Origin of the sequence: Paenibacillus lignilyticus, from assembly GCF_017942085.1 — a bacterium.
Classification (GTDB): domain Bacteria; phylum Bacillota; class Bacilli; order Paenibacillales; family Paenibacillaceae; genus Paenibacillus_Z; species Paenibacillus_Z lignilyticus.
In genome coordinates this window covers 120432-141917 of record NZ_JAGKSP010000001.1, presented here as the reverse complement: position 1 = coordinate 141917, position 21486 = coordinate 120432, and the positions used below count along the sequence as shown (strand labels likewise).

Sequence of the window (21486 nt, the reverse complement as noted above, 5' to 3'; positions counted from 1 at the left end):
CAGGATGGCCAAAATCATTCAAAACGGTACAATCGTAACCGCAGCGGACGTTAGCCGCGCGGATCTGCTTATCGAGAACGGGATTGTAACCGCAATCGGCAGCGATTTGCTTCGGTTAGCGCCTCAAGCGGAAGTTATCGATGCTGCGGGCTGTTATCTGTTCCCCGGAGGCGTCGATCCCCATACGCATCTGGATATGCCATTTGGCGGTACGATTACCGCTGATGATTTCGAGACCGGCACCATCGCTGCCGCTTACGGCGGTACGACGACGATCATCGACTTCTGCCTGACAGTCAAGGGGAAGCCGCTCAGCAGCGCGATTCGGACATGGCATGAGAAGGCGCGGGCGAAAGCCGTCATCGATTACGGCTTTCATCTCATGATCAGTGAGATTACGGATGAGGTGCTGGAGGAACTGCCGGCCATCATCAACGACGAAGGGATTACATCGTTCAAAGTGTTCATGGCTTACAAAAACGTCCTTCAAGCCGATGACGGCATACTTTATCGTACCTTGCTTAGTGCTAAGGAGCACGGCGCTTTGGTTATGGTGCATGCGGAGAATGGTGACGTCATCGATTATTTGATCCGCCAAGCATTGGCGGCAGGGCATACGGAGCCGATCTATCATGCTTTGACGCGTCCTTCCGTATTGGAAGGCGAGGCGACCGGGCGAGCTGTCCGGTTGACCGGATTAGCGGATTCGCAGCTGTATGTCGTACATGTGACTTGCGAGGAAGCGGTGCGGCAAATTGCGGACGGACGGTTGGAAGGACTGCGCGTATGGGGAGAAACCTGCCCGCAGTATTTGCTCCTCGATATCTCGTACTTAGAGAAGCCGGATTTCGAGGGAGCCAAGTATGTGTGGTCGCCTCCGCTGCGCGCGAAGGAGCATCAAGAGGCGTTATGGAATGCGCTGAAGAACGGGCAGCTGCAGACGGTCGGCTCGGATCAATGTTCTTTTAATTTCAGCGGACAGAAAGAGCTTGGCTTAGGCGACTTCAGCAAAATACCAAACGGCGGCCCGATCATCGAAGACAGATTCAGCTTGCTCTATTCCGAGGGAGTCGAGAAAGGCAGGCTTGGTCTCAGCCAGTTTGTTGATATTATCGCTACCCGAGCTGCGAAGCTATTCGGCATTTTCCCTCAGAAAGGGACGATTGCCGTCGGCAGCGATGCGGACATCGTCATTTTCGATCCGACTGTCAAGCGGGTTATTTCTTCCGAAACGCATCATATGAATGTCGATTACAATCCGTTTGAAGGGATTGCCGTAACGGGTGTTCCGGTATCCGTTCTTAGCCGCGGGGAGTTTATTATCCGAGATCAGCAGTTTGTCGGCACGCCGGGAAGAGGCAACTATCTGCGACGCAATAAGTTCGGTAACACTAGCGACAGCTTGAGCGAGAAAGGGTGAATCGGCGCTATGTCGGAGCACAGCGAGTTTCTGGCGGAGAAAGCGGCCATCGACGGGTATTTGGAGCAGGGATACCGCATCGTCAGCGTCATCGAGGATTTAAGCGGCGACAAACTGCTTCTCGCGCCTCCCGGTGAGGCAGGGAACGCCAAACTGACGACGCTCCATCTGCGGAATGCCAATGCACGGAAGTATTGGTCCACTCTCTTATTGACTCAAGGACAAGGATAGCTTGCGCAGCGTCTCGGATGATTCCGAGACGTTTTTAGTGTCTTTATTTTCCAAGCCATTACAGATCGTTCAAGGAATTCGACTACATAGGATCGAATTCGTTAAACATAAGGATTGCGCAATGATGTATAACCGGAGAAGGGGATTGCAATGAGTAACATCGACAAACGGAATCGTCTGGATGAGGAAGTTTTCACTTATCGGGTGACGAAGGACAATAAGGTGTTTATTTCGTATATGGGAAGGCAGGTTACGTCGTTAGTTGGTAAAGAAGCGGACAAGTTTTTGACCCGAATCAGCGGACAGGATTTCAAAGCCGTTCAGCTCGTCATGGCAAAGGTGACTGGAAATTTCAAACGTGGCAATGAGAAAGACAGCAAACGAGAGTAGTTCAGTGATGGAAGCAGCCATATCAGGCATGAAACCGACTGAAGAAACAGTCGGTTTTTTTTTTGTTTTCGAAGTCGTCGTAATACTTGTGCCATGTTCGCGAAGCGGCGCGTGCATGATAATAAAGGAGCTTGCTGCTCAACCGGCTTAACCGGGCGAGGATGTCTGTTCATCCCGCAGTACTTGGCACGATGTGCTGAAGTGTGCTGTAGGCCGGGAATGACTTCAAGCACTGAAAAGGGGTTCGATTCCCCGATCGCCTGTAAAGCGACTATGGTTTAGCTGAATTCGACGTCAAGTCGAACCTACACGATTCTGATGACGGAGCTCTCAGTCCGAAATGGACACCGAAGCAGGAGCTTGCAGTTCGCGGATACCGCATGAACTCGCCTTGCACGTTGTCCTGGAGATGAATAGGGATGGCAGAGCAGCCCTGATGCTTGATGAGGCAGCCCCTGCCACCGGAAAACCTCAGAGACGGTGCACAGCCTTTCATGCTTAAGCGCAACTCCGCTGCCTGATAGCGGGAGAGCTCTCGATCAGATTCAACTTCTCGTTCTTCAACAACCCCTAGGAGGTCTGATATACATGTTCACGAAAATCAACATTCAAAGCGACCAACGCGGAATACTATTCCAAAAAGGTAGCTACGTACGGTACTTGGAGCCGGGAGTTTACCGTTTCTCCCCTTTCAGTGATGTAAAGGTAGAGGTACTTGACATTACGAAGCCTTTTCATGTTCCCGGTAAAGATCTGGAACTCTTCCTGCATGACGAGCGGCTGCGTGCGGACCTCATCGTTCTGGATGTGTCGGACGCACAGTTGGCGCTAAGGTACGAGGACGGTAAGTTCGCTGGCTTATATCGCACGGGGAAGTATGCCTTTTGGAATGTACTCAAGCAACACACGTTTGTGCGTGTTGACTTGACCAAACCGGAGCTGACACCCCAAATTGACTTAGCAATATTGCCTCATCTAGGCAACTCGGTACAGACATTTGATGTTGGCGCGCAGGAAACAGGTCTGCTCTATTACAACAACTTATTAGAGCGGCAGCTCGGACCGGGGAAATATCATTTCTGGAGAAGCAATGTTCAGGTTATCGTGAAAACGATCGATCTGCGGAGGCTTCAGCTTGATTTGACAGGTCAAGAGATGCTGACGCAGGACAAAGTGCCGCTCCGGCTTAACTTTGTTTGCCAGTATCAAGTAACAGACCCGCTTCAAACCATTCGAATCCGTACTGTCGAAGAGCAGCTTTACATAACCTTACAGCTCGTATTGCGAGAGTATGTGGGTACATTGAAGCTCGATGAATTGCTGCAGATGAAGCGGGAGGTAAGCGATTTCGTGCTTCAACGGCTTCGCGAGAAGCAAGGGGATTACGGGGTAGAGTTTCTATCTGCCGGAGTGAAGGATATCATTCTCCCCGGAGACGTGAAGGAGATTCTAAACACGGTTATTCTGGCTGAGAAACGGGCACAGGCTAACTTCATCACGAGAAGAGAGGAAACGGCGGCAACCCGGAGCTTGCTGAACACGGCGAAGCTTATGGATGAGAATCAGACGCTGCTTCGCCTGAAAGAGCTGGAATATCTCGAGAAGATCTGCGAGAAGATCGGTACGATCTCGCTCATGGGAAGCAGCGGCGGCGGTCTGTTGGAACAGCTAAATATGCTGCTGAAACCGAATAATCCCGGCGCATAGCCGCGCCCATCGATAAGACTGGCCACGCCTTGCTTCAATGAGCAAATCCCCCATACCTTCCAGCGGTTTAACGGAGTAGTCGTCAGTCTGTTGGAGCTGGTTGGCGATGACCCAATTTCCACCTTGTTCCTTGATATAGGAGGGTGATGCGGGTCCCTTAGTGTTCACGTCAGGCTCAATCATCTGACACTCATATAGCAGGATAATAGGAGTTAATAGCAACATTCTTACTTCTGCATGACCGTGAATTTATCTACAATAAAGATGAAGTGATGTACGGTTATTATCTGCCGATTTTCTATACTTACAATTAGAAGGATCAACGACAATGATTTGGGAGGTAATTGCTTTGACAGTAAAGGTGAAAATCGGCGAATGCGAGTTGGAAATGAACGGTCCGTATTTGACGGAACTGAGAGACTCCAATGATATCCTTGACGACGAAGCGAAGCTGCGCGAAAGGCTGAAAGAAGACGGCTATCTGTTCATCAGAGATTTTCATAATCGCTCGATAGTCCAGCAGGCAAGGCTGGCTTTCCTGCAGCGCATCAATGAGCAAGGCAAGCTGATGCCTGGCACGGCGCTGGAAGAAGGCGTCATTAATGCAAGCAATAAGGCTGCAGGTTTCCAAGGGAGCGAGAATCAACCGCAGGAGCTGCTTGATGTTGTGAACAGTGAGTCGACGATGCAGTTCTTCGAACGATTCCTCGGCGGCGAATGCATCACCTACGATTACAAATGGGTGCGTGCTGTTGAGACGGGCGGATTCACCGGTGCCCATTACGATATCGTCTACATGGGGCGCGGCACGAAAAATTTATATACGCTATGGACACCTCTTGACGATATTCCGTATGAATTAGGCGGACTTGCGATATTGCTAGGCTCCCAGCATTTCGATCGCATTCGTGAAACGTATGGCCAGATGGATGTGGATCGCGATCGCGTGGATGGCTGGTTCTCGTCGGATCCGTTGGAGTTGATCAACCGATATGGCGGCCGCTGGGCGACAGCGGAGTTTAGAGCCGGGGATGCGATTCTGTTCGGCATGTATACGATGCACGGCTCCCTTACGAATCAAACGAACCGTTACCGGTTCAGCGCGGATACGAGATACCAGCTCAAGTCGGAGCCGGTCGATGAGCGCTGGATCGGCGTGAAGCCGAAAGGCCATTATGGCTGGCATGCGGGCCCGACGGTCAGCATGGAGGATGCAAGAGCGAAGTGGGGCGTATAAGAATGATCAGGAGTCTTTCGCGGTTGTAACTGCGAAAGGCTCTTTCTTGTCTGACGCTACTATGGTAAATTAGGGGAAGGCTGCAATGAGGAGAAGAGTGCAGATGGGCAAGACTATTTGCTCGAAGCCGGCAATGTCATCCAATAGGTAAAATAAACAAGACAGAATATTGAAACGAATGGATTCACTTGTCGTATTAGAGAACATGAACGCATGCGAACACCATTTTGAGGAGGAAACGAAACATGTCTGTATTTAAACGATTGCGGGACCTTACCTTGTCGAACGTATATTCTCTTATTGAGAAAGCCGAAGATCCGATTAAACTGACTGATCAATATATCCGCGATATGCAAGCGGATCTGGAGGATGCGGAGAAAGCCGTTGCATCCCAAATCGCGATCGAGAAACGGTTCAAGCAGCTGTACGAAGAGCAGGATGCACTTGTTAAGAAACGTGAAGAACAAGCGCACACAGCCGCTTCCATGCAAAATATCGAGCTGGCAAGACGTGCACTGGAAGAGAAGAAAGCAGCTGAACAGAAACGTGATGAATACAAAATCAGCTACGATCAGAACAAAGCATCCGCAGACAATCTTCGCTCCAAGCTGGGTGAAATGCGCGAGCAGCTGACTGAAATGAAGAACAAGCGTGAAACGCTCGTTGCTCGTTACAAAGCAGCGAAAGCACAAGCTGAAATTAACAAATCGATGGCGGGCTTCAGCTCCGATACGGCGATGTCCGGATTGAAGCGCATGGAAGAGAAAATGCTGCAGGCTGAAGCACAAGCGGAAGCAAGCAATGAGATGAACAGCAAAGCCAAGTCGCTGGACGATGAGTTCGAAGCGCTCGGCAAGAATAAAGCCGTTGACGATGAGCTTGCGGCGCTGATGAAGAAATACGAGAACAAAGAGTAACGGGTGGAGCTTTATCCGCAAGTGGCTGCTTAGGGAAGAACGTCTGCCGGCCGGAATCATGCACATTGCTTGATTCCACGCCCTGCGGCGTTTTTTCTTTGCAGATAGGCTGCGGCACAATGGATGCGGAGGAATAATCGAATGACATTGAATGAGATGGTAGCAATATTCGTATGGACCGGGGCCGGAGCGGTGCTGTTAGTTGTACTGATGGCAGTGGATTCCTTGTTTACCCGGTATAAGGATCTGGAAGAAATCAAGAAGGGTAACGTCGCGGTGACGAGTCGTTTTGTCATGAAACTGCTCGCGCAGGCTTATATCCTGTCGCAGTCGATCTCGACTTCGAATCATCTCGGTGAAGCGCTGCTCGTATCCGTCATTTCGTTCGTCATCTTATTGCTTGTGGAGAGTTTGGTGGAATTCGTATTGCGTTCTACGGCAGGACTTGATCTGAGCGAAGGCACGAAGGACAACAAGCTGTCGCATGCGCTGCTGGCGGGATCGCTTCACGTTGCAGGCGCACTGATCATCGGTTCGTGTCTGTAAACTTGAACAATAGGGAGTTATCGTCATGAGCTTATTCAAACGAATTAAGAATATAATGGCCAAGCCGGAGCCGGCAAAGGTGGAGAAAAGCGTCCTGACCATCGGCCCCGGCGACGTAGTCGAAGTGTCGCTCGTTACGTATCAGGTTGTCGGCAGGCTGCATAACCGTCAGCGGAATCTTATCGTATTAACGCTTCAAGACGGTTCCGCTATCCAATACTTAACCATTGAAGAGCGGGAGCGTACCGAGTATGCTATGTACAATTCCATCGATGGGCGGCTTGATTCGGTCGAGGAAGTACCGACAGAATTAGAATTGGATGACCGTGTGTTCCATTTGGAGGAGCAGTATTCAGGCCTCGTTACGGCAACAGGCAAGACGCCGTTTGTACAAGGCGGAGAGCAATACGTCTGGCAGTATCAATCTGATGATATGAAGCTGCTGCGTATTGAATGGCAGGATGGCCGATTCATGCTTTATGAAGGTGAAGATGTGCTTCCGGCCGATGTTCGCGTTCTCCGCGGCAGTTAGGAGATGATGAGTGGGATGCGCAAAGCCAGTTATTTAATCAAATTATTGCTTGTTGTAACGCTCATTGTTCCGCTTCTTGCCGCTTGCGGCATGAATAAGACCATAGAAGAGAACTATCCCCTTGAGTCCGTCAACGGCAGCGGGAATGAAACTTCCTATGTGTATCGCGCAGCGGGCGTGAGCGTACCAGAGGTGGCGAAGGCGCTCATCGATGAGTCCAAGCCGCAGCAGCAATCGCCCGAGAAAACGGACCATATGTTTCTGGTCTATTCGGATCGCGTAGTCCATCTGCAGCAGGATGCAGCTAAGCCGGAAGATACGCTGATTGAAGTGGATTCCAAAGAGTACGTCCGCAACAATTACAGCTCCAGCTTCTTACAAGGTTATTTGATCGCCAGCATTTTAGGCGATTTGTTCGATAACGGCCGTTATGGCCATGGCACTTATCGCGGTTATACGGATCGGGATAAGTACAAGCCGAAAGGCGGCACGTATCATGCGCCGTCGGTTCAGGAGAAGAAAGCCGTTCCACCGATGACGGTTAGTCGGACCGGATCAATCTTCAAACGTTCGAAGAATGCGGATACCAGCAAGGTGGGCGAAGGCGGGCTCTTCAACAAAGCTCCCCCCAAAACCGGTAAAATTACGCGTGATTCGGGCGACGGCAAGAAGTCAGGCAGCTGGCTTACGCCGCGCAAATCCTCGAAACCGAAGACCAGAGTCGGATTCGGCAGAGTCACAAGGCGACGATAAACGAAGACCGGTACTGCAGACTTAGTGCTGCTTATACCGGTCTTTTTTTGCTGGTTTTGCATGTTCTTACTTTAATTCGAATGCGGCATTAGGTATGATGGAGAGATCATTATGGCTGCTTGTAATAGGAAGGGGAACTGAAATGAAACGTTTGCTGACACCGCTGAATACGGTCGTTCTCACGCAATTTCTGAGCGCATTCGCGGATAATTTGAACTTTTTTCTTATTGTAGGCATGGTTAAGCGGCAAGGGGTCGACAATCCGGATATCGCCGTCAATTACATACAGATCGCATTCCTCTGCGCCTACGTATTCCTTGCTCCGGTCGTTGGCGCATTTGCGGATAAGAAGGCGAAATCGAATGTGCTGCTGCTAGGCAATATTCTGAAAGCGATCGGGATTGGGCTGCTGCTCTTCGGGTTACCGCCCGCACTTTGTTATGTGTTTGTCGGTATAGGGGCTGTTGTCTATTCACCCGGTAAATATGGCATCCTCACCGAGCTTACCTCGAATGAAAGCGAACTGCTGCGAGCGAATGCCAAAGTCGAGGGTTCGACCATACTGGCGATTCTGCTTGGCACAGTGGCTGGCGGTTTCCTCGCGCAGAACTCGGATCTGCCGGCCGTACTGACATGTTTGGCCGTCTATCTGTCGTCGTTGTTCATGACGCTGATGATTCCGGCCAAAGCAGGAAACAACTCTTTGCGTTACGGCAAAGAAGCGGTACAATTTCTGCGTGATTTCGCCTTGCTGTTTCGCAATGCCCGTGCTCGTTTCTCCTTAATCGGCACCGGATCATTCTGGCTCACCGCTGCAGTGCTGCGCATTGCGCTTATTGCTTGGCTGCCGCTCAATCTTGGGATCGAAGATACCGATCAGCAGTCGATGATGATTGGCGTAACGGCAATCGGCGTCGTATGCAGTGCGTTCCTAACGCCGAGGCTCGTTCCGGCAGGCAGGCTGCATCGCGCATTCTATTATGGTCTCTTTATGGTCGCGTCCGTTATGGTCGCGTCGTTAACTTATGTACTGTGGATGACGATTCTCTTGCTCTTCTTAATTGGCGTCTTCGGCGGCATCTTCGTTATTCCGCTGAATACGATGCTGCAGGAGGAGGGCAAAGCGCTGATCGGATCCGGAAAGACAATTGCGGTGCAGAACTTCGTGGAGAACATTCTTACGGTCAGCGGACTTGTGATTTATTTGACGCTCAGCCAGATGAATGTGTCCGTTAACGGCTCTGTCATCGGGATTGGACTCGTCCTGCTCCTCTTCATCCTGTTCCTGGCAACGCAGCTGGGCGGCATTAAGGAAGGCGGAGAGACCGCTCCGTTAAAGCAAAGACATGAGCACTAGATATGCTGAAGAGTCATTCCATTTCGTGAATTGGAAGGACCTTTCTTATTTGCTGGACGGAAGTCCTGTCCAAATCGAAGTGCATAACCTGCTGAGGAATTACTTTCTCTTCGAGAAGCTTCGTCCATATTCGCCCATACTAGTGGGAACTGTACCGATCGGGATTAACGTAGCAGGCAGCGATCTGGACCTGATCTGCGAAGTGACGGACTTCAATGCCTTCGAAGCCGAGATGTTTGCGGCGTTCAAGCAGGAGCAGCACTTTACAATCGTTCGAAGAGTTGTGGCAGGCCTGGAACGCATCAAGGTGAATTTCACGCTCGAGCGTTGGCCGATCGAGATATTCGCGCAATCCATACGGACTACTGAGCAGAACGGTTACCGTCACATGGTTGTCGAAGCACGGCTGTTGGCGTTGTTCGGTCATGCTTTTCGAGCGGAGATCATACAACTGAAAGAGAATGGCTTCAAAACGGAACCGGCTTTCGCGAAGGCGCTCAAGCTGGAAGGAGATCCCTATTTGAAGCTGCTGGAGCTGGCAGATTGGACGAATGAGCAGCTGCTTGCGTTGAATGTGGCTGACTAGATAAACAATTATCAAGAATCGTAGAAAAGATGTATCTCCATTAGCGAATGTCTGTTAAAATATACGGACTCAACTCTTTTGCTAGGAGGCCTTACCTTGTCGTCCGAACCGCTGCTCACCTTTCTATCACCGCCGCTGCCTTACTTCATCGAATCCAACCGCGGCTCTTATGGGCCGGGCGGCGAACATCCAAACCGTCGGAATATCGGCGTGTTCGACTTGCTGTTTGTGCATAGCGGAACGTTATACATTGGCGAGGAATCGAATTCCTGGGCAATCGGTCCGGGACAGATGCTTATATTAAGACCGGACTTATGGCATTATCCAACGAAACCATGTACAGAGGAAACCGTGTTTGATTGGGTTCATTTTCAAACCGCGGGACCTTGGGAAGAGTTAAACGAAACGAACTGCGGTACGCTTCGCGGCGATTATTATTCGTACGCCATCCGGCTGCCGAAGACGATGACGTTCTCGTATCCGGATGAAGCCATCTCGCTCTTCAGCAAGCTGCATGATGCGGCTATGGGAACTTCGCATGCAGCGTTCTGGCAGAGACAGCAGTGGTTCCTCCATCTGCTGCAGCTGTTCGATGAGGGCTGGCGCAGCGATGCGGCCAAAGCTCCGATTGCCGTAGCTGAAGAGGCAGCCGCCTACTTGAAGATGCATTTCCGAACAACCGTAACGAATTCGAAGCTCGGCGAAGTGATGGGATTGCATCCGAACTATATTGCGCGCTGCATGGGCGAAGTGTTTGATTGCACGCCTCAGCAGTACTTGCTTTCTTATCGGATGGATCAAGCGAAGCTGATGCTCATGAAAACCAATTGGCCGATTTCCAAAATCGCCGATGAAACCGGATTTAAGCAAACCCCGCATTTCTCGCGCTCTTTCGCCGAGCATGTCGGGATTACGCCGCTTTCCTATCGAAAGCGATTTACAGGAAGCAGCAGGGATAAGCAAACGATGCTGGATATGCGAAATCACGCGCTTGATCGAGAGTAATAGAAACACGCGGCCTGCGGGTCCTCGCTTATGAGGGCTGGCAGGTTTTTTGTTTTACATTGATCGAGCGGCTTCCCTTGTGTTTTGCCTGTTTACGAAGCTGGCGTTTTCATTTAAGATAACCAAAGACGTTTTCGTATTTGTTGCCGGATGAGGGATGAGGGATGGGAGTACATTGGAGAAAATAGAGAAAGCCCGACTGAATTATGAACATACCTTTCAGCAGGCTGCTACGCTGGAAGAGAAAAGCCCCGTGAAATTTCTGATTGCCCTATATCGCGGCAATTTCACGAACCTGCTGCTTTCGTTGTTATTTTACATCGTGAAGAGCGCGCCGATTTTCGTGTTGCCGATTGTTACAGCCAACATCATCAACATTGTCAGCCAGCCTAGCTCGCATTCGGAACGGGAATTATGGATAAACTTCGCCGTCATCGTAGTTGTCATCCTGCAAAATATCCCGACCCATACTTGGTATGTCTCGTACATGAGCCGTGCGATCCGACATGTCGAAGCCGGAATTCGCAGCGCGCTAGTCCGCAAGCTGCAGCAGCTGTCGATTACATATCACCGCGACCTTCAAGCGGGGAGGCTGCAGTCGAAGGTGCTTCGGGACGTTGAGGCAGTGGAGCAGCTATCCAAGCAAGTGATGCTGACGCTAATGCCTGCACTCATCAATATTATCGTTTCGATCGTGATTACCGTGCGCAACAGCTGGTCGGTCTCGCTCTTCTTCGTGATGACGATTCCGGCAGCCATTCTGCTGGTTCGGATATTCCGCAAGAAAATCAGTTCGACCAATAAGGAATTCCGTAAAGAAATCGAGAAGATGTCCTCCAAAATGTCAGAGATGGTCGAGATGATTCCGGTCACGAGAGCACATGGTTTGGAAGAAGTGGAGATCGAGCGCATTGACGGGACGCTGCGAAAGCTGCAAGGTAAGGGGCTTAGGCTGGATATTGCCGAGGCGTATTTTGGCGCTTCCAACTGGGTAACGTTCCAGCTGTTCCAGGTGTTCTGCTTACTGTTCACTGCCTTTCTGGCTTACAAAGGGCAGATCGAGGTTGGCAATATTGTGATGTACCAAGGGTTCTTCAGCATGATCCTTGGCTCGGTCTCTGCATTGATTACGACCTACCCGAATATGGCCAAAGGTTTCGAGTCGATTTACTCCATCACGGAAATTCTCAACTCGCAGGAGATCGAACGTAACGATGGCAAGCTAAAACTTCGCGAGATAAGCGGAGAGATCGCTTTCGAGGATATTCAGCTTGTTTATCCGGGCTCTGAGCATCATGTCTTGGAGGAAGTGACGCTGACGGTAAGAGCCGGCGAATGTATCGCTTTCGTCGGGGAGTCGGGGGCAGGGAAGTCGACCATTCTCAATCTGGTCACCGGCTTCCTCCGGCCTACGGGCGGCAAGCTGACGATCGACGGCGTGAACATCGATGATATCGATCTTCGGGAATACCGGAAATTCATTTCGGTTGTGCCGCAAACGAACATTTTGTTCTCCGGTACGATCCGCGACAATATCGTGTACGGCTTGCCGGATATAACAGATGAGCAAATCTATGCCGCGATTGAAATGGCGAACTTGTCTGAGATGGTAAAGCGATTGCCGGCCGGCATCCATACGAAGGTTGGCGAGCATGGCGGCAAGCTGTCCGGCGGACAGCGCCAGCGGATTGCGATTGCAAGGGCACTCATTCGTAATCCGAAAGTGATCATCCTGGATGAAGCAACATCAGCGCTCGATAATGCCTCGGAGTACCATGTGCAGAAAGCGATGCAGGAGCTGATCAAAGGCAGAACGACGTTCATCGTCGCCCATCGGTTATCCACGATTCGCGATGCCGATCGCATCGTCGTGATGAAGCAAGGCCGCATTGCCGAGATCGGTACATTCGATGAGCTGATCGCGAGCAAAGGGGAGTTCTATCACCTGAAGCAGCTTCAAATCTAAGCAAATAAAGGCTGTCCCGAACCGTATCCATCAGGATGGAGTGTTCGGGACAGCCTTATTGTTTACAGTCTTGATTTTACAGCGACAGCTCCAGAATTTGACGCACATCTGCTTCGTTTAGCTTCTTGAAGTTGCCAAGCGGCCCGAAGAGAACGGCTTCTTTGGCCATCGTGTCTAAGTTATCGCGGCCGATGTTGTAGTAAGCCAGCGTTGCAGGTGCGCCGATACGCGTGAAGAATGCACGGGTTGCTTCGATGCCGGCAAGTGCCAGCTCCTCGTCCGTTTTGTTTCCGCGTTCAATGCCCCATACGCGTTCTGCATATTGCGTGAAGCGGTCAATCCGCTCCTGATACACATATTTCATCCAGTTCGGGAACACAATGGACAGTCCGGCGCCGTGCGGGATGTCATAGATGGCGCTGATTTCATGCTCGATGCCGTGAGAAGCCCAATCATTCTGCGTGCCGACACTGATCAAACCGCCGTTTAGAGCCAGTGTACCGCAAAGCATCAGGTTCGCGCGCGCCTCGTAGTTCTGCGGGTTCTCCATCGCAATCTCCGCATTCTCGATAACCGTCAGAAGGATCGATTCGCAGAGACGTTCTTGCAGCGGAGCATTCGGCGTTAGCGTAAAGTACTGTTCAAATACATGCGACATGATGTCCACTACGCCGTTTACCGTTTGGTCGCGTGGTACCGAGAACGTAAGCGTCGGATCCAAAATCGAGAAACGCGGATACGCATGTATGCTGCCGAATGCACGCTTCTGCTTTGTTTCCCAGTTCGAAATAACGGCATTGCCGTTCATCTCGGAGCCTGTAGCCGATAAGGTCAGGATCGTGCCGATAGGGAGGGCGTCGCGAATAACGGCTTTTTGCATCATGAAATCCCAAACATCACCATCGTACAGCGCGCCGGCTGCAATCGCTTTGGCTGCATCGAGCACGCTTCCGCCGCCGACAGCAAGCACGAGGTCGACCTTCTCGCTGCGGCACAGCTCGATCCCGCGGTTCACGGAGGTCAGGCGAGGGTTCGGCTCGATACCGGACAGTTCCACGACCTTCGCGTCGATGGATTTCAATTGCGCCATGACTTCATCATATAAGCCGGTTTTCTTAATGCTGCCGGATCCGTAAACGAGAAGAATCGACTTGCCGTAAGCTTCCGTCAGCTTGCCTAATTGACTGACCGTACCGCTGCCGAAGACGATTTTCGTTGGGTTTTGAAAAGTAAATGAATTCATGTCGCACCTCCATAAGTTGGTTACACCATGCTTATCTTATCGATAGTGGAGGAGTGAAGTCAAGGAGACGGAAAACCGGGCGTTGTACTGCATGAATTACAGCCGCAGGCTATGATTCAATACTCAAGCTGGCCGCTTGGTATGGCTAAATGCGCGATTAACAGCCCGAAATATAGCAAAGTACATTTTGTACTGTTTCCGCTGCGATGAAAAGTATGACAAAATGAAAGCGCTTCACAAAAGAAACGGAGGAGGAATGAAGTCATGATTCAAGCAGTACCTATTCGCCGTGTTAGTTTGTCTTTACTCTCGCTTGTGCTCGTATTGGGGATGTCGCTCGGGATGTTTGTTTCGGCCGCATCTGCTGCCGGCAACTATTATGTGAGTCCCAGCGGAAGTGACTCTACAGGAACAGGGACACAGGGAAGTCCGTGGAAAACGATCGCGTACGCGGCGGCTCATGTACCGGCAGGTGCAGGCAACACGATTGTGCTGACAGCAGGAACATTCACCGAGACACAAGCGATTCTGCTTCCCTTGGGAGTCAACGTAGTAGGAGCGGGAACTTCGCAAACGACAGTTAATGCCGGTTCCCTCTCCAGTCCGGGCACCGGAAATTCGTTATTATTCCAGCTTGTCTCTACTTCGCATGAGGCAGGCAACCAGTCTCTCGGCGGCTTCACGATTAACGGCCAGAGCAAGGCGCTGGAAGGCGGCATTCATGTGCAAGGCCGCGATAATGTCGTCATCCGCGACGTGAATGTGACGAACACGGCCCATACGGCGATTCGCGTTATTGCCGGATGGAGCGCGACGGATACGGTGGCTCCGCCGTTTTACTTAACAGGCATCGAGGTTTACAACTGTACGCTGACAAACACGTCTCATGATCTGGCGGGCTGGACTTCCGGTGCGCTTTCACTCGGAGGACTGAATGGAGCGTTAATTCATCATAACACCATTAATGAGAATCAAGGCTACGGCATCAAGTTCGAGAATAATGGCTGGTTCAAGGGCATCAAGGTGTACAATAACACGATTAACACGAACAATATTGATGCGCTTTGGGCCTCGGATGCGACAATCGAGTTTTGGAATATTTATGACAACAGCGAAATTTACAATAACAACTTGAACAACTGGGTATCGATCGTGAACCGTTTTGCAGGAACGGGCACGACGTTGCTCTTCCATGACAACACCGAAATCGTTACGAACGATAACAATAAGACGGCCGGTATCGAAGTGGCTGCGGGCAATACGAAGGTTTACAATAACTACTTCGAGCAAACCCGCTGGGGCGTCGGCTTCTGGCAGGAGAAATACAACAGCAACAACATGGTGTATAACAATGTGTTCTATAATCGAGTTCTGCCGTCTGAAGAGTGGAACTCCGGGGTTTATTTCGAGAATGCGAATGTCGGCTATGCTTATGATAACAACCAAATTTTTAATAATTTATTTACCCGCTTCGAGCAGGCTGTATGGTATAAATGCGTCGGCAATGCGCCAATTACGAACACGAAATTCCAAAATAATATCGTGACGGATATGCAATATGCTTTCATCCTGACTGCGAGCAACACGGAATATCTGAGCAATACGACGATGACGAATAACGTGCTGCACAATGTGCCAACTCCGCTCATTCGAGCGTTCGGCGGAACACCGGTCAACCTTGTCATGTCGAACAATCCGGTAGGGAATCCCGGTCTGACAGGAACAGGCGCAAAGCCGGATCCTTATTTCCGTCCTGCGTCAGCGGCTAGTCTCGTTGTGGATGCCGGAACAAATGTCGGTCTGCCGTACAGCGGCTCTGCGCCTGACATCGGTCGCTATGAATGGAGCGGCGCAGGCGGCGGGGATACACAGGCTCCAACGGCTCCAACCAGCCTCGCTGCACCTGGCAAAACGGATACGACGGTGTCGCTGACGTGGTCTGCTTCAACCGATAATGTCGGCGTAGCGGGCTACGATGTTTACCGGGGGACAACCAAAGTAAACACTTCGCTCATCGCGGGAGCGACGAATTATACCGTTACCGGCCTAACCGCAAGCACGGCTTACACGTTCACGGTTAAGGCGAAAGACGCAGCGGGCAACGAATCAGCGGCTAGCGGTTCGATTGCGGTCACAACGAATGCAGCATCTGCGGTCGGCTTTGTGAAAGGGATCAATTTTAACGGAGCTGCAGCTACGATTAACGGCAATGCTTGGCTCGCTGAGAGCGCCGCGGGATTAACGCTTAGCACGGTCAGTCGCGCATCGACATCTGTTACGCCATCCCCGGCAGTGGACAGTGCTGCAAGCGGCATGCTGAATACGGCCATTTGGAATAGCGCGAATTTCTCCGTGGATCAAGCGCTGGCTAACGGCTCCTATAGCGTGTATTTGTGGGTCATGGAAAACCATCAGAATAACTACCGCTCCTTCAATGTCAACCTTGAAGGCGCACTGGCAAATCCGTCGCCGATCGGCTCACTCGCTCTTGGCGGATGGCAGCGTTACGGACCTTATGCAATCACCGTCAGCGACGGCGTGCTCGACATGGATGTCATCAAAGTGACAAATGATCCGCATCTGATGGGCATGGAGATCTATGGGAGCGGAGGCGGAGGAGCCGATACGCAAGCGCCGACAGCGCCTTCGAATCTGGCATCTCCGAGTAAGACCGATACGACGGTAGCTCTGACATGGACCGCTTCTACAGACAATGTTGGTGTATCCGGCTACGATGTCTATCGAGGAACGACAAAAGTAAATACTTCGCTCATCACAGGGGCGACGAGCTATTCGGTAACGGGCCTTACGGCAAGTACGGCGTATACATTCACCGTGAAGGCCAAAGATGCGGCAGGCAATGAGTCCGCGGCCAGCAGTGTGCTGAGCGTGACCACGAACTCGGCTCCTGTGAGCAGCTTCGTCAAAGGGATTAATTTTAACGGCGGCGCGGTTACGATCAATGGCAATGCCTGGCTCGCCGAGAGTGCCGCAGGCTTGACGCTCAGCACGGTAAACCGCGCTTCGACAACAGTAACGCCTTCACCTGCCGCAGACAGCGCTACGAGCGGCATGCTGAACACGGCGATATGGTATAATGCGAATTTCTCCGTAGACCAAGCGCTTGCTAACGGCACCTATAAGGTTTATCTGTGGGTGATGGAAAACTATCAAAATAACTATCGTGCGTTTCATGTCAATTTGGAAGGGACACAAGTTACTTCCTCTCCGATCGGCTCATTGGCGGCAGGGGGCTATCAACGGTACGGTCCTTACAATGTAACGGTCAGTGATGGTGTACTCGATATGGATCTGATCAAGGCTACGAACGATCCGATCATCATGGGCATGGAGATTTACACAGGGCCGTGATGAAGGCAAAATAGTGCGGAGAGCAGGTTGCTGCGAGCTCATCGCTGCTCGAGAAGATGAAGATGGCTCCTTTTATGTTGAGGAGGCCATCTTTTCTTTATGCTGAGGGGAGTGAACGAGCCTGCGGGATCGGCAAATGTGGCATCGTAAGTGCTAACGAATCGTACAAGCCTTATTTCGAAGAAAATGGCCTCTCGGAAATGCTAACGAATCGTAGAGACGCTATTCGGCTAAAAATGGCGGCTGGGCATGGGATATACGCTAAATAAGACCTGTGGGATTCGTTAGAATTTTAAATATCCCATTTTGGGCCAAATAAGACCTCCTGGATTCGTTAGAATTTCATGAGGTGTCAAAGTAGGTGCGTATATTCAAAAGGCAGACCTACGAGCAAATAGCATGGAATAATGATTGGTCAGACGTTCGTGTGAGCAGCAAATTTTCGAGCCAAGATAGAAGTTGAGGCTGTCTCAAAAGTGCGATTTACGACTTTGAGGCGGCTTTTTTCATGCACGAAACGCGACTATACAGCCGAATAGCGCCTGCCAAACAGCAAAGTGCATTTTGTACAGTAGACGCAGCGCGTAAACTTCATTTCGTACAGTATCGGAAACCGGCGAATTCATTGCATATTGGAATCAGCCAAGGCGGCACAGAAACGAACCCCGACATCAGAAAGAGGTGACCACCAAACAAATGCTCAAACGATTATTTCCCTTTGGCAAAACAGGCGAGCTCAACCTGCTGTTTCTACCCGGATTTCTGTATTTCCTCATTCTGGCTTATGTGCCGATGGTCGGCGTCATTATTGCCTTTAAGGATTACAACCTTCGCTTAGGCATCTTTGGCAGCGAATGGGTCGGATTTCAGAATTTCAAGTTTTTCTTCGCCAGCGAAACAGCGTGGAGGGTCACGCGCAATACGCTGCTCTACAGTACGAGCTACATCGCAATTAGTACTGTTGTTGCACTTGCTTTCGCCATCATGCTGAACGAGCTGTCAAGGCGCTGGATCAAAGTCCATCAAACCGTGCTGTTCCTGCCGTATTTTCTATCCTGGGTGCTTGTCTCTTACATCGCCAATGCATTCCTCGATCATCAAAGCGGCTTTCTCAACGGCGCTCTGCTCGCAATGGGGATGGAGAAGATCAAGTGGTATTTCAGCCCCAATTACTGGCCTGTCATTCTTAACTTGGCACATCTGTGGAAAGCTGTAGGGTTTGCGACACTCATGTATTATGCGGGCATCATGGGCATCGATCAATCCTATTATGAGGCCGCGAGAATCGACGGGGCAGGAAAGCTGCAGATGGTGCGATATATTACGATTCCGCTCCTAACGCCGCTCATTACGATTCTGTTGATTCTATCGATCGGCAGCATGTTCCGAGGCGACTTCGGGCTCCACTATTTTGTGACGAACAATACGGGGCTCATCTATTCCACGACAGACGTCATCGATACGTATGTATTCCGTGCGCTGCGCACGATCGGAGACATCTCCATGTCGGCTGCCGTCGGCTTCTTCCAGTCTATCGTCGGGCTGGTGCTGGTGCTGGCGTCGAACTTAATCGTCAGAAAAATAAATGATGAAAATTCGCTATGGTAAGGGGTGAACCAACCGACAATGGAGCATGCTCAAATTACAATCCGACCACTCTCCCGTGCCTCACAAATCACGGGACAAGCGGTTCACCGGCATGTCATTAACGTTTTCTTCTGTTTCATTTCGGCACTTGTCTTTATTCCGTTTCTGCTTGTTGTGATTTCTTCGTTCTCGGATGAGCAATCCATCATTCATAACGGATATCGGTTCATTCCGGAGCGGTGGTCCATCGAGGGCTATAAACTGGTCTTTCAATCGCCGACGCTGCTGCTCAAGGCATACGGCATCACAATTGTGATCACGGCGATCGGCACGATAGCGGGTTTGCTGTTGACGGCGATGACCGGATGGGTGCTCTCGCGGCGTGATTATCGATATAACAGACAAGCAACGTTCTATGTATTCTTCACGATGCTGTTCAGCGGTGGTCTTGTGCCGTTCTACATCCTCATGACCCAATATTTGCATCTGAAGGACAGCTTGCTCGCAGTGATCATTCCGGGCTTGCTGAATCCGTTCTACATCATGATCATGAAAGGTTTTTTGTCGAAGCTGCCTTACGAAATGATCGAGTCTGCCAAAGTCGACGGCGCTAGCGAAATACGCATCTTCTTCACGATGGTGCTGCCGCTCTCCACGCCTGCACTGGCCACGCTTGGACTGACGATTTCATTCAACTATTGGAACGAATGGTTTAACGCCATGCTGTTTATCGACAAACCCAATTTGGTTACCCTGCAGCTTCTGCTCGTTCGCATGCTCTCGACGATCGAATATTTGACCTCGAATGCCGAATTCGTCAAGCAGCTGAACATCCAGTCGGCTGAGCTGCCTAAATACAGCGTCCGCATGGCAATGGCTATTCTGGCAGCCGGACCGATGCTCTGCGTATTCCCCATGTTCCAGCGCTACTTCGTGGCAGGGCTGACGCTTGGCTCCCTCAAAGGCTGAGTTCACTTCAGGAATCGATGACGGATTGTCAATCCGGACATTTTCCAACATAATAAAAATAGATCAGGGAGGTTGTTTAATTGAAAAAGTGGTATCTGGTCCTTATCTCGCTCGTTGTTTTTACTCTTATTGCAAGCGCTTGCGGTGGCAACAACAACAACAACGGAGGCAGTGCCTCGAACAAGGGAAGCGACAATTCGACAGCTGCAACAACAGAGAATACGGCAGAAGAAACGAACGCCGCTGCTGCGGAGCCTGAAGCGGAAGCGGCACCGGCATTGGAGCCGGTTACTTTGAAATGGTACTACGTGCAGTTTGGACTGCCGCAGGATCAGGAAACCGTTGCGAAAGCCTTTAACGAGATGACGCAAAAGCTGATCAATACGACGGTTGAGCTGGTTCCGATTGATTTTGGCGATTACGAGAACAAAATGAATACGCTCGTTGCCTCCAACGAGGAGTTCGACTTGGTCTGGACGTCGAGCTGGGCGTTCAAGTATAACGATAACGTGAACAAAGGCGCGTTTATGGAAATTACAGACGAGATGTTGGACAAATACGCACCGACCATCAAGAGCAGCTTCAGTCAAGTCGCATGGAACGATACGAAGGTCAACGGCAAAACCTATGCCATTCCGAACTTCCAAACCTTCACGAAGACACCGGGCTTCGTCATTCAGAAGCGTTTCGTGGACAAATACGGCTTCGATACCACGAAGGTGAAGACCTATGCCGATTTGGAGCCGCTGCTTGAACAAATCAAGAAAGATGAGCCGGATATTGTGCCGTTTGCGATGAACAAAGACCAATCCATGCTAAACGAAGCCTATGGATTGCAATGGCTCGGCGGTGTTCATTATTATGTGAGCGATCCGTTCAAAGCGGTCGATATTCTGGAAACACCGGAATATAAGACGCATGTCGATTTGATGAAAAGCTGGAATGAGAAAGGGTACATCAACGAGGATGCCGCTTCCGTCGCCGATTTGAAGCCGATGCTTGCATCCGGCAAGGTTGCGGTTGCACAGGACTTCACACTAGCTCCGGGAAGCGAAGCTGGTAAGAAGAACGACTTTGGCGGTAACGAGGTTGTGTACGCTCCGATTGCTGAGCCGACTTTCACAGGCGTAACACCGACGATGAATGCGATCAGCTACAATTCCAAGCATGCCGATCGTGCGCTAATGCTGCTGGAGCTCTTGAATAACAACTCGGATTTGTTTAACCTGCTCACTTTCGGCGTCGAAGGCAAACATTACACCAAAGTAGGTGACAACACGATCAAGATTATCGATAACAGCGGATACACGAACAACACGGGCTGGATATTCGGAAATGTGACGAACGGGTATTTAATTGAAGGACAACCGGCAGATACATGGGAACGCGTGAAGAAGCTGAATGATACGGCTACGGTTCCCGCGCTCAGCGGATTTAACTACAATGGCGAGAATACGAAGGCGGAAGGCGCGAACATGGATTCCGTTTACAAGGAGTATGCGCCGGGGCTCGAAACCGGTACGATCGATCCGAACAAATACGTGCCTCTGTTGGTCGAGAAAATGAAGAAAGCGGGCTTGGATACCGTGATGAAAGACAGACAGAAGCAAATTGACGAATGGGCTGCCGCAAACGGCAAGAAATAGGAAAGGTTCAGGGGCGTTTCCT

General features: G+C 50.8%; 18 protein-coding genes. 17 read left to right on the top strand and 1 reads right to left on the bottom strand.

What is annotated here, in order from left to right; genetic code table 11:
• Positions 1-4: 4 nt before the first annotated feature.
• The 13 genes from hydA to I8J30_RS00600 all read left to right on the top strand — a co-directional run bounded on the left by hydA (position 5) and on the right by I8J30_RS00600 (position 12647).
• Positions 5-1420 (top strand): dihydropyrimidinase, encoded by a 1416-nt coding sequence (gene hydA, locus I8J30_RS00660; RefSeq protein ID WP_210654525.1) that lies wholly within the window; start codon positions 5-7, stop codon positions 1418-1420.
• 9 nt (positions 1421-1429) lie between these two features.
• Complete coding sequence (locus I8J30_RS00655; protein ID WP_210654523.1) at positions 1430-1651, top strand: hypothetical protein; 222 nt, start codon at positions 1430-1432, stop codon at positions 1649-1651.
• A 150-nt stretch (positions 1652-1801) separates the two neighbouring features.
• Positions 1802-2041: a hypothetical protein gene (locus I8J30_RS00650; RefSeq protein WP_091215266.1), complete on the top strand. Its 240-nt coding sequence runs from the start codon at positions 1802-1804 to the stop codon at positions 2039-2041.
• Positions 2042-2629: 588 nt separating this feature from the next.
• On the top strand, positions 2630-3748 hold the full coding sequence (locus tag I8J30_RS00645; RefSeq protein WP_210654521.1) for a slipin family protein: 1119 nt from the start codon (positions 2630-2632) through the stop codon (positions 3746-3748).
• Between the two features lie 349 nt (positions 3749-4097).
• A complete protein-coding gene (locus tag I8J30_RS00640; protein ID WP_240547722.1) occupies positions 4098-4985 on the top strand; it encodes a phytanoyl-CoA dioxygenase family protein in 888 nt (295 codons plus the stop codon).
• 245 nt (positions 4986-5230) lie between these two features.
• Positions 5231-5902 (top strand): PspA/IM30 family protein, encoded by a 672-nt coding sequence (locus I8J30_RS00635; protein ID WP_210654517.1) that lies wholly within the window; start codon positions 5231-5233, stop codon positions 5900-5902.
• Positions 5903-6043: 141 nt separating this feature from the next.
• Complete coding sequence (locus I8J30_RS00630; protein WP_210654515.1) at positions 6044-6448, top strand: DUF350 domain-containing protein; 405 nt, start codon at positions 6044-6046, stop codon at positions 6446-6448.
• A 25-nt stretch (positions 6449-6473) separates the two neighbouring features.
• Entirely contained in the window at positions 6474-6980 is a 507-nt protein-coding gene (locus I8J30_RS00625; protein WP_210654513.1) for a DUF4178 domain-containing protein, read from the top strand.
• Positions 6981-6995: 15 nt separating this feature from the next.
• Positions 6996-7733, top strand: coding sequence for a DUF4247 domain-containing protein (locus I8J30_RS00620; protein WP_210654512.1), 738 nt, complete (start codon positions 6996-6998; stop codon positions 7731-7733).
• Positions 7734-7875: 142 nt separating this feature from the next.
• Positions 7876-9090, top strand: a complete 1215-nt coding sequence (lplT, locus tag I8J30_RS00615; RefSeq protein WP_210654510.1) for a lysophospholipid transporter LplT — start codon at positions 7876-7878, stop codon at positions 9088-9090.
• 25 nt (positions 9091-9115) lie between these two features.
• On the top strand, positions 9116-9676 hold the full coding sequence (locus I8J30_RS00610) for a DUF4269 domain-containing protein (protein ID WP_338044753.1): 561 nt from the start codon (positions 9116-9118) through the stop codon (positions 9674-9676).
• Positions 9677-9772: 96 nt separating this feature from the next.
• The gene (locus I8J30_RS00605; RefSeq protein WP_210654506.1) at positions 9773-10681 is read left to right on the top strand and encodes a helix-turn-helix domain-containing protein; all 909 of its coding nucleotides are present in this window, start codon (positions 9773-9775) and stop codon (positions 10679-10681) included.
• A gap of 175 nt (positions 10682-10856) precedes the next feature.
• Positions 10857-12647: an ABC transporter ATP-binding protein gene (locus I8J30_RS00600; RefSeq protein ID WP_240547721.1), complete on the top strand. Its 1791-nt coding sequence runs from the start codon at positions 10857-10859 to the stop codon at positions 12645-12647.
• Positions 12648-12723: 76 nt separating this feature from the next.
• On the opposite strand, the gene I8J30_RS00595 is transcribed toward I8J30_RS00600, so the two are convergent.
• Positions 12724-13890, bottom strand: a complete 1167-nt coding sequence (locus I8J30_RS00595) for an iron-containing alcohol dehydrogenase (protein ID WP_210654502.1) — start codon at positions 13888-13890, stop codon at positions 12724-12726.
• Positions 13891-14154: 264 nt separating this feature from the next.
• Between I8J30_RS00595 and I8J30_RS32755 the strand changes: the two genes are divergently transcribed.
• The 4 genes from I8J30_RS32755 to I8J30_RS00565 all read left to right on the top strand — a co-directional run bounded on the left by I8J30_RS32755 (position 14155) and on the right by I8J30_RS00565 (position 21464).
• Positions 14155-17262 carry a fibronectin type III domain-containing protein gene (locus I8J30_RS32755; protein ID WP_240547720.1) on the top strand — a complete coding sequence of 1036 codons (3108 nt, stop codon included), beginning with the start codon at positions 14155-14157 and terminating at the stop codon, positions 17260-17262.
• A gap of 696 nt (positions 17263-17958) precedes the next feature.
• Positions 17959-18870, top strand: coding sequence for an ABC transporter permease (locus I8J30_RS00575; RefSeq protein ID WP_210654500.1), 912 nt, complete (start codon positions 17959-17961; stop codon positions 18868-18870).
• A gap of 18 nt (positions 18871-18888) precedes the next feature.
• The gene (locus I8J30_RS00570; protein WP_210654498.1) at positions 18889-19818 is read left to right on the top strand and encodes a carbohydrate ABC transporter permease; all 930 of its coding nucleotides are present in this window, start codon (positions 18889-18891) and stop codon (positions 19816-19818) included.
• Between the two features lie 80 nt (positions 19819-19898).
• Positions 19899-21464: an ABC transporter substrate-binding protein gene (locus I8J30_RS00565; protein ID WP_210654497.1), complete on the top strand. Its 1566-nt coding sequence runs from the start codon at positions 19899-19901 to the stop codon at positions 21462-21464.
• Positions 21465-21486 lie beyond the last annotated feature (22 nt).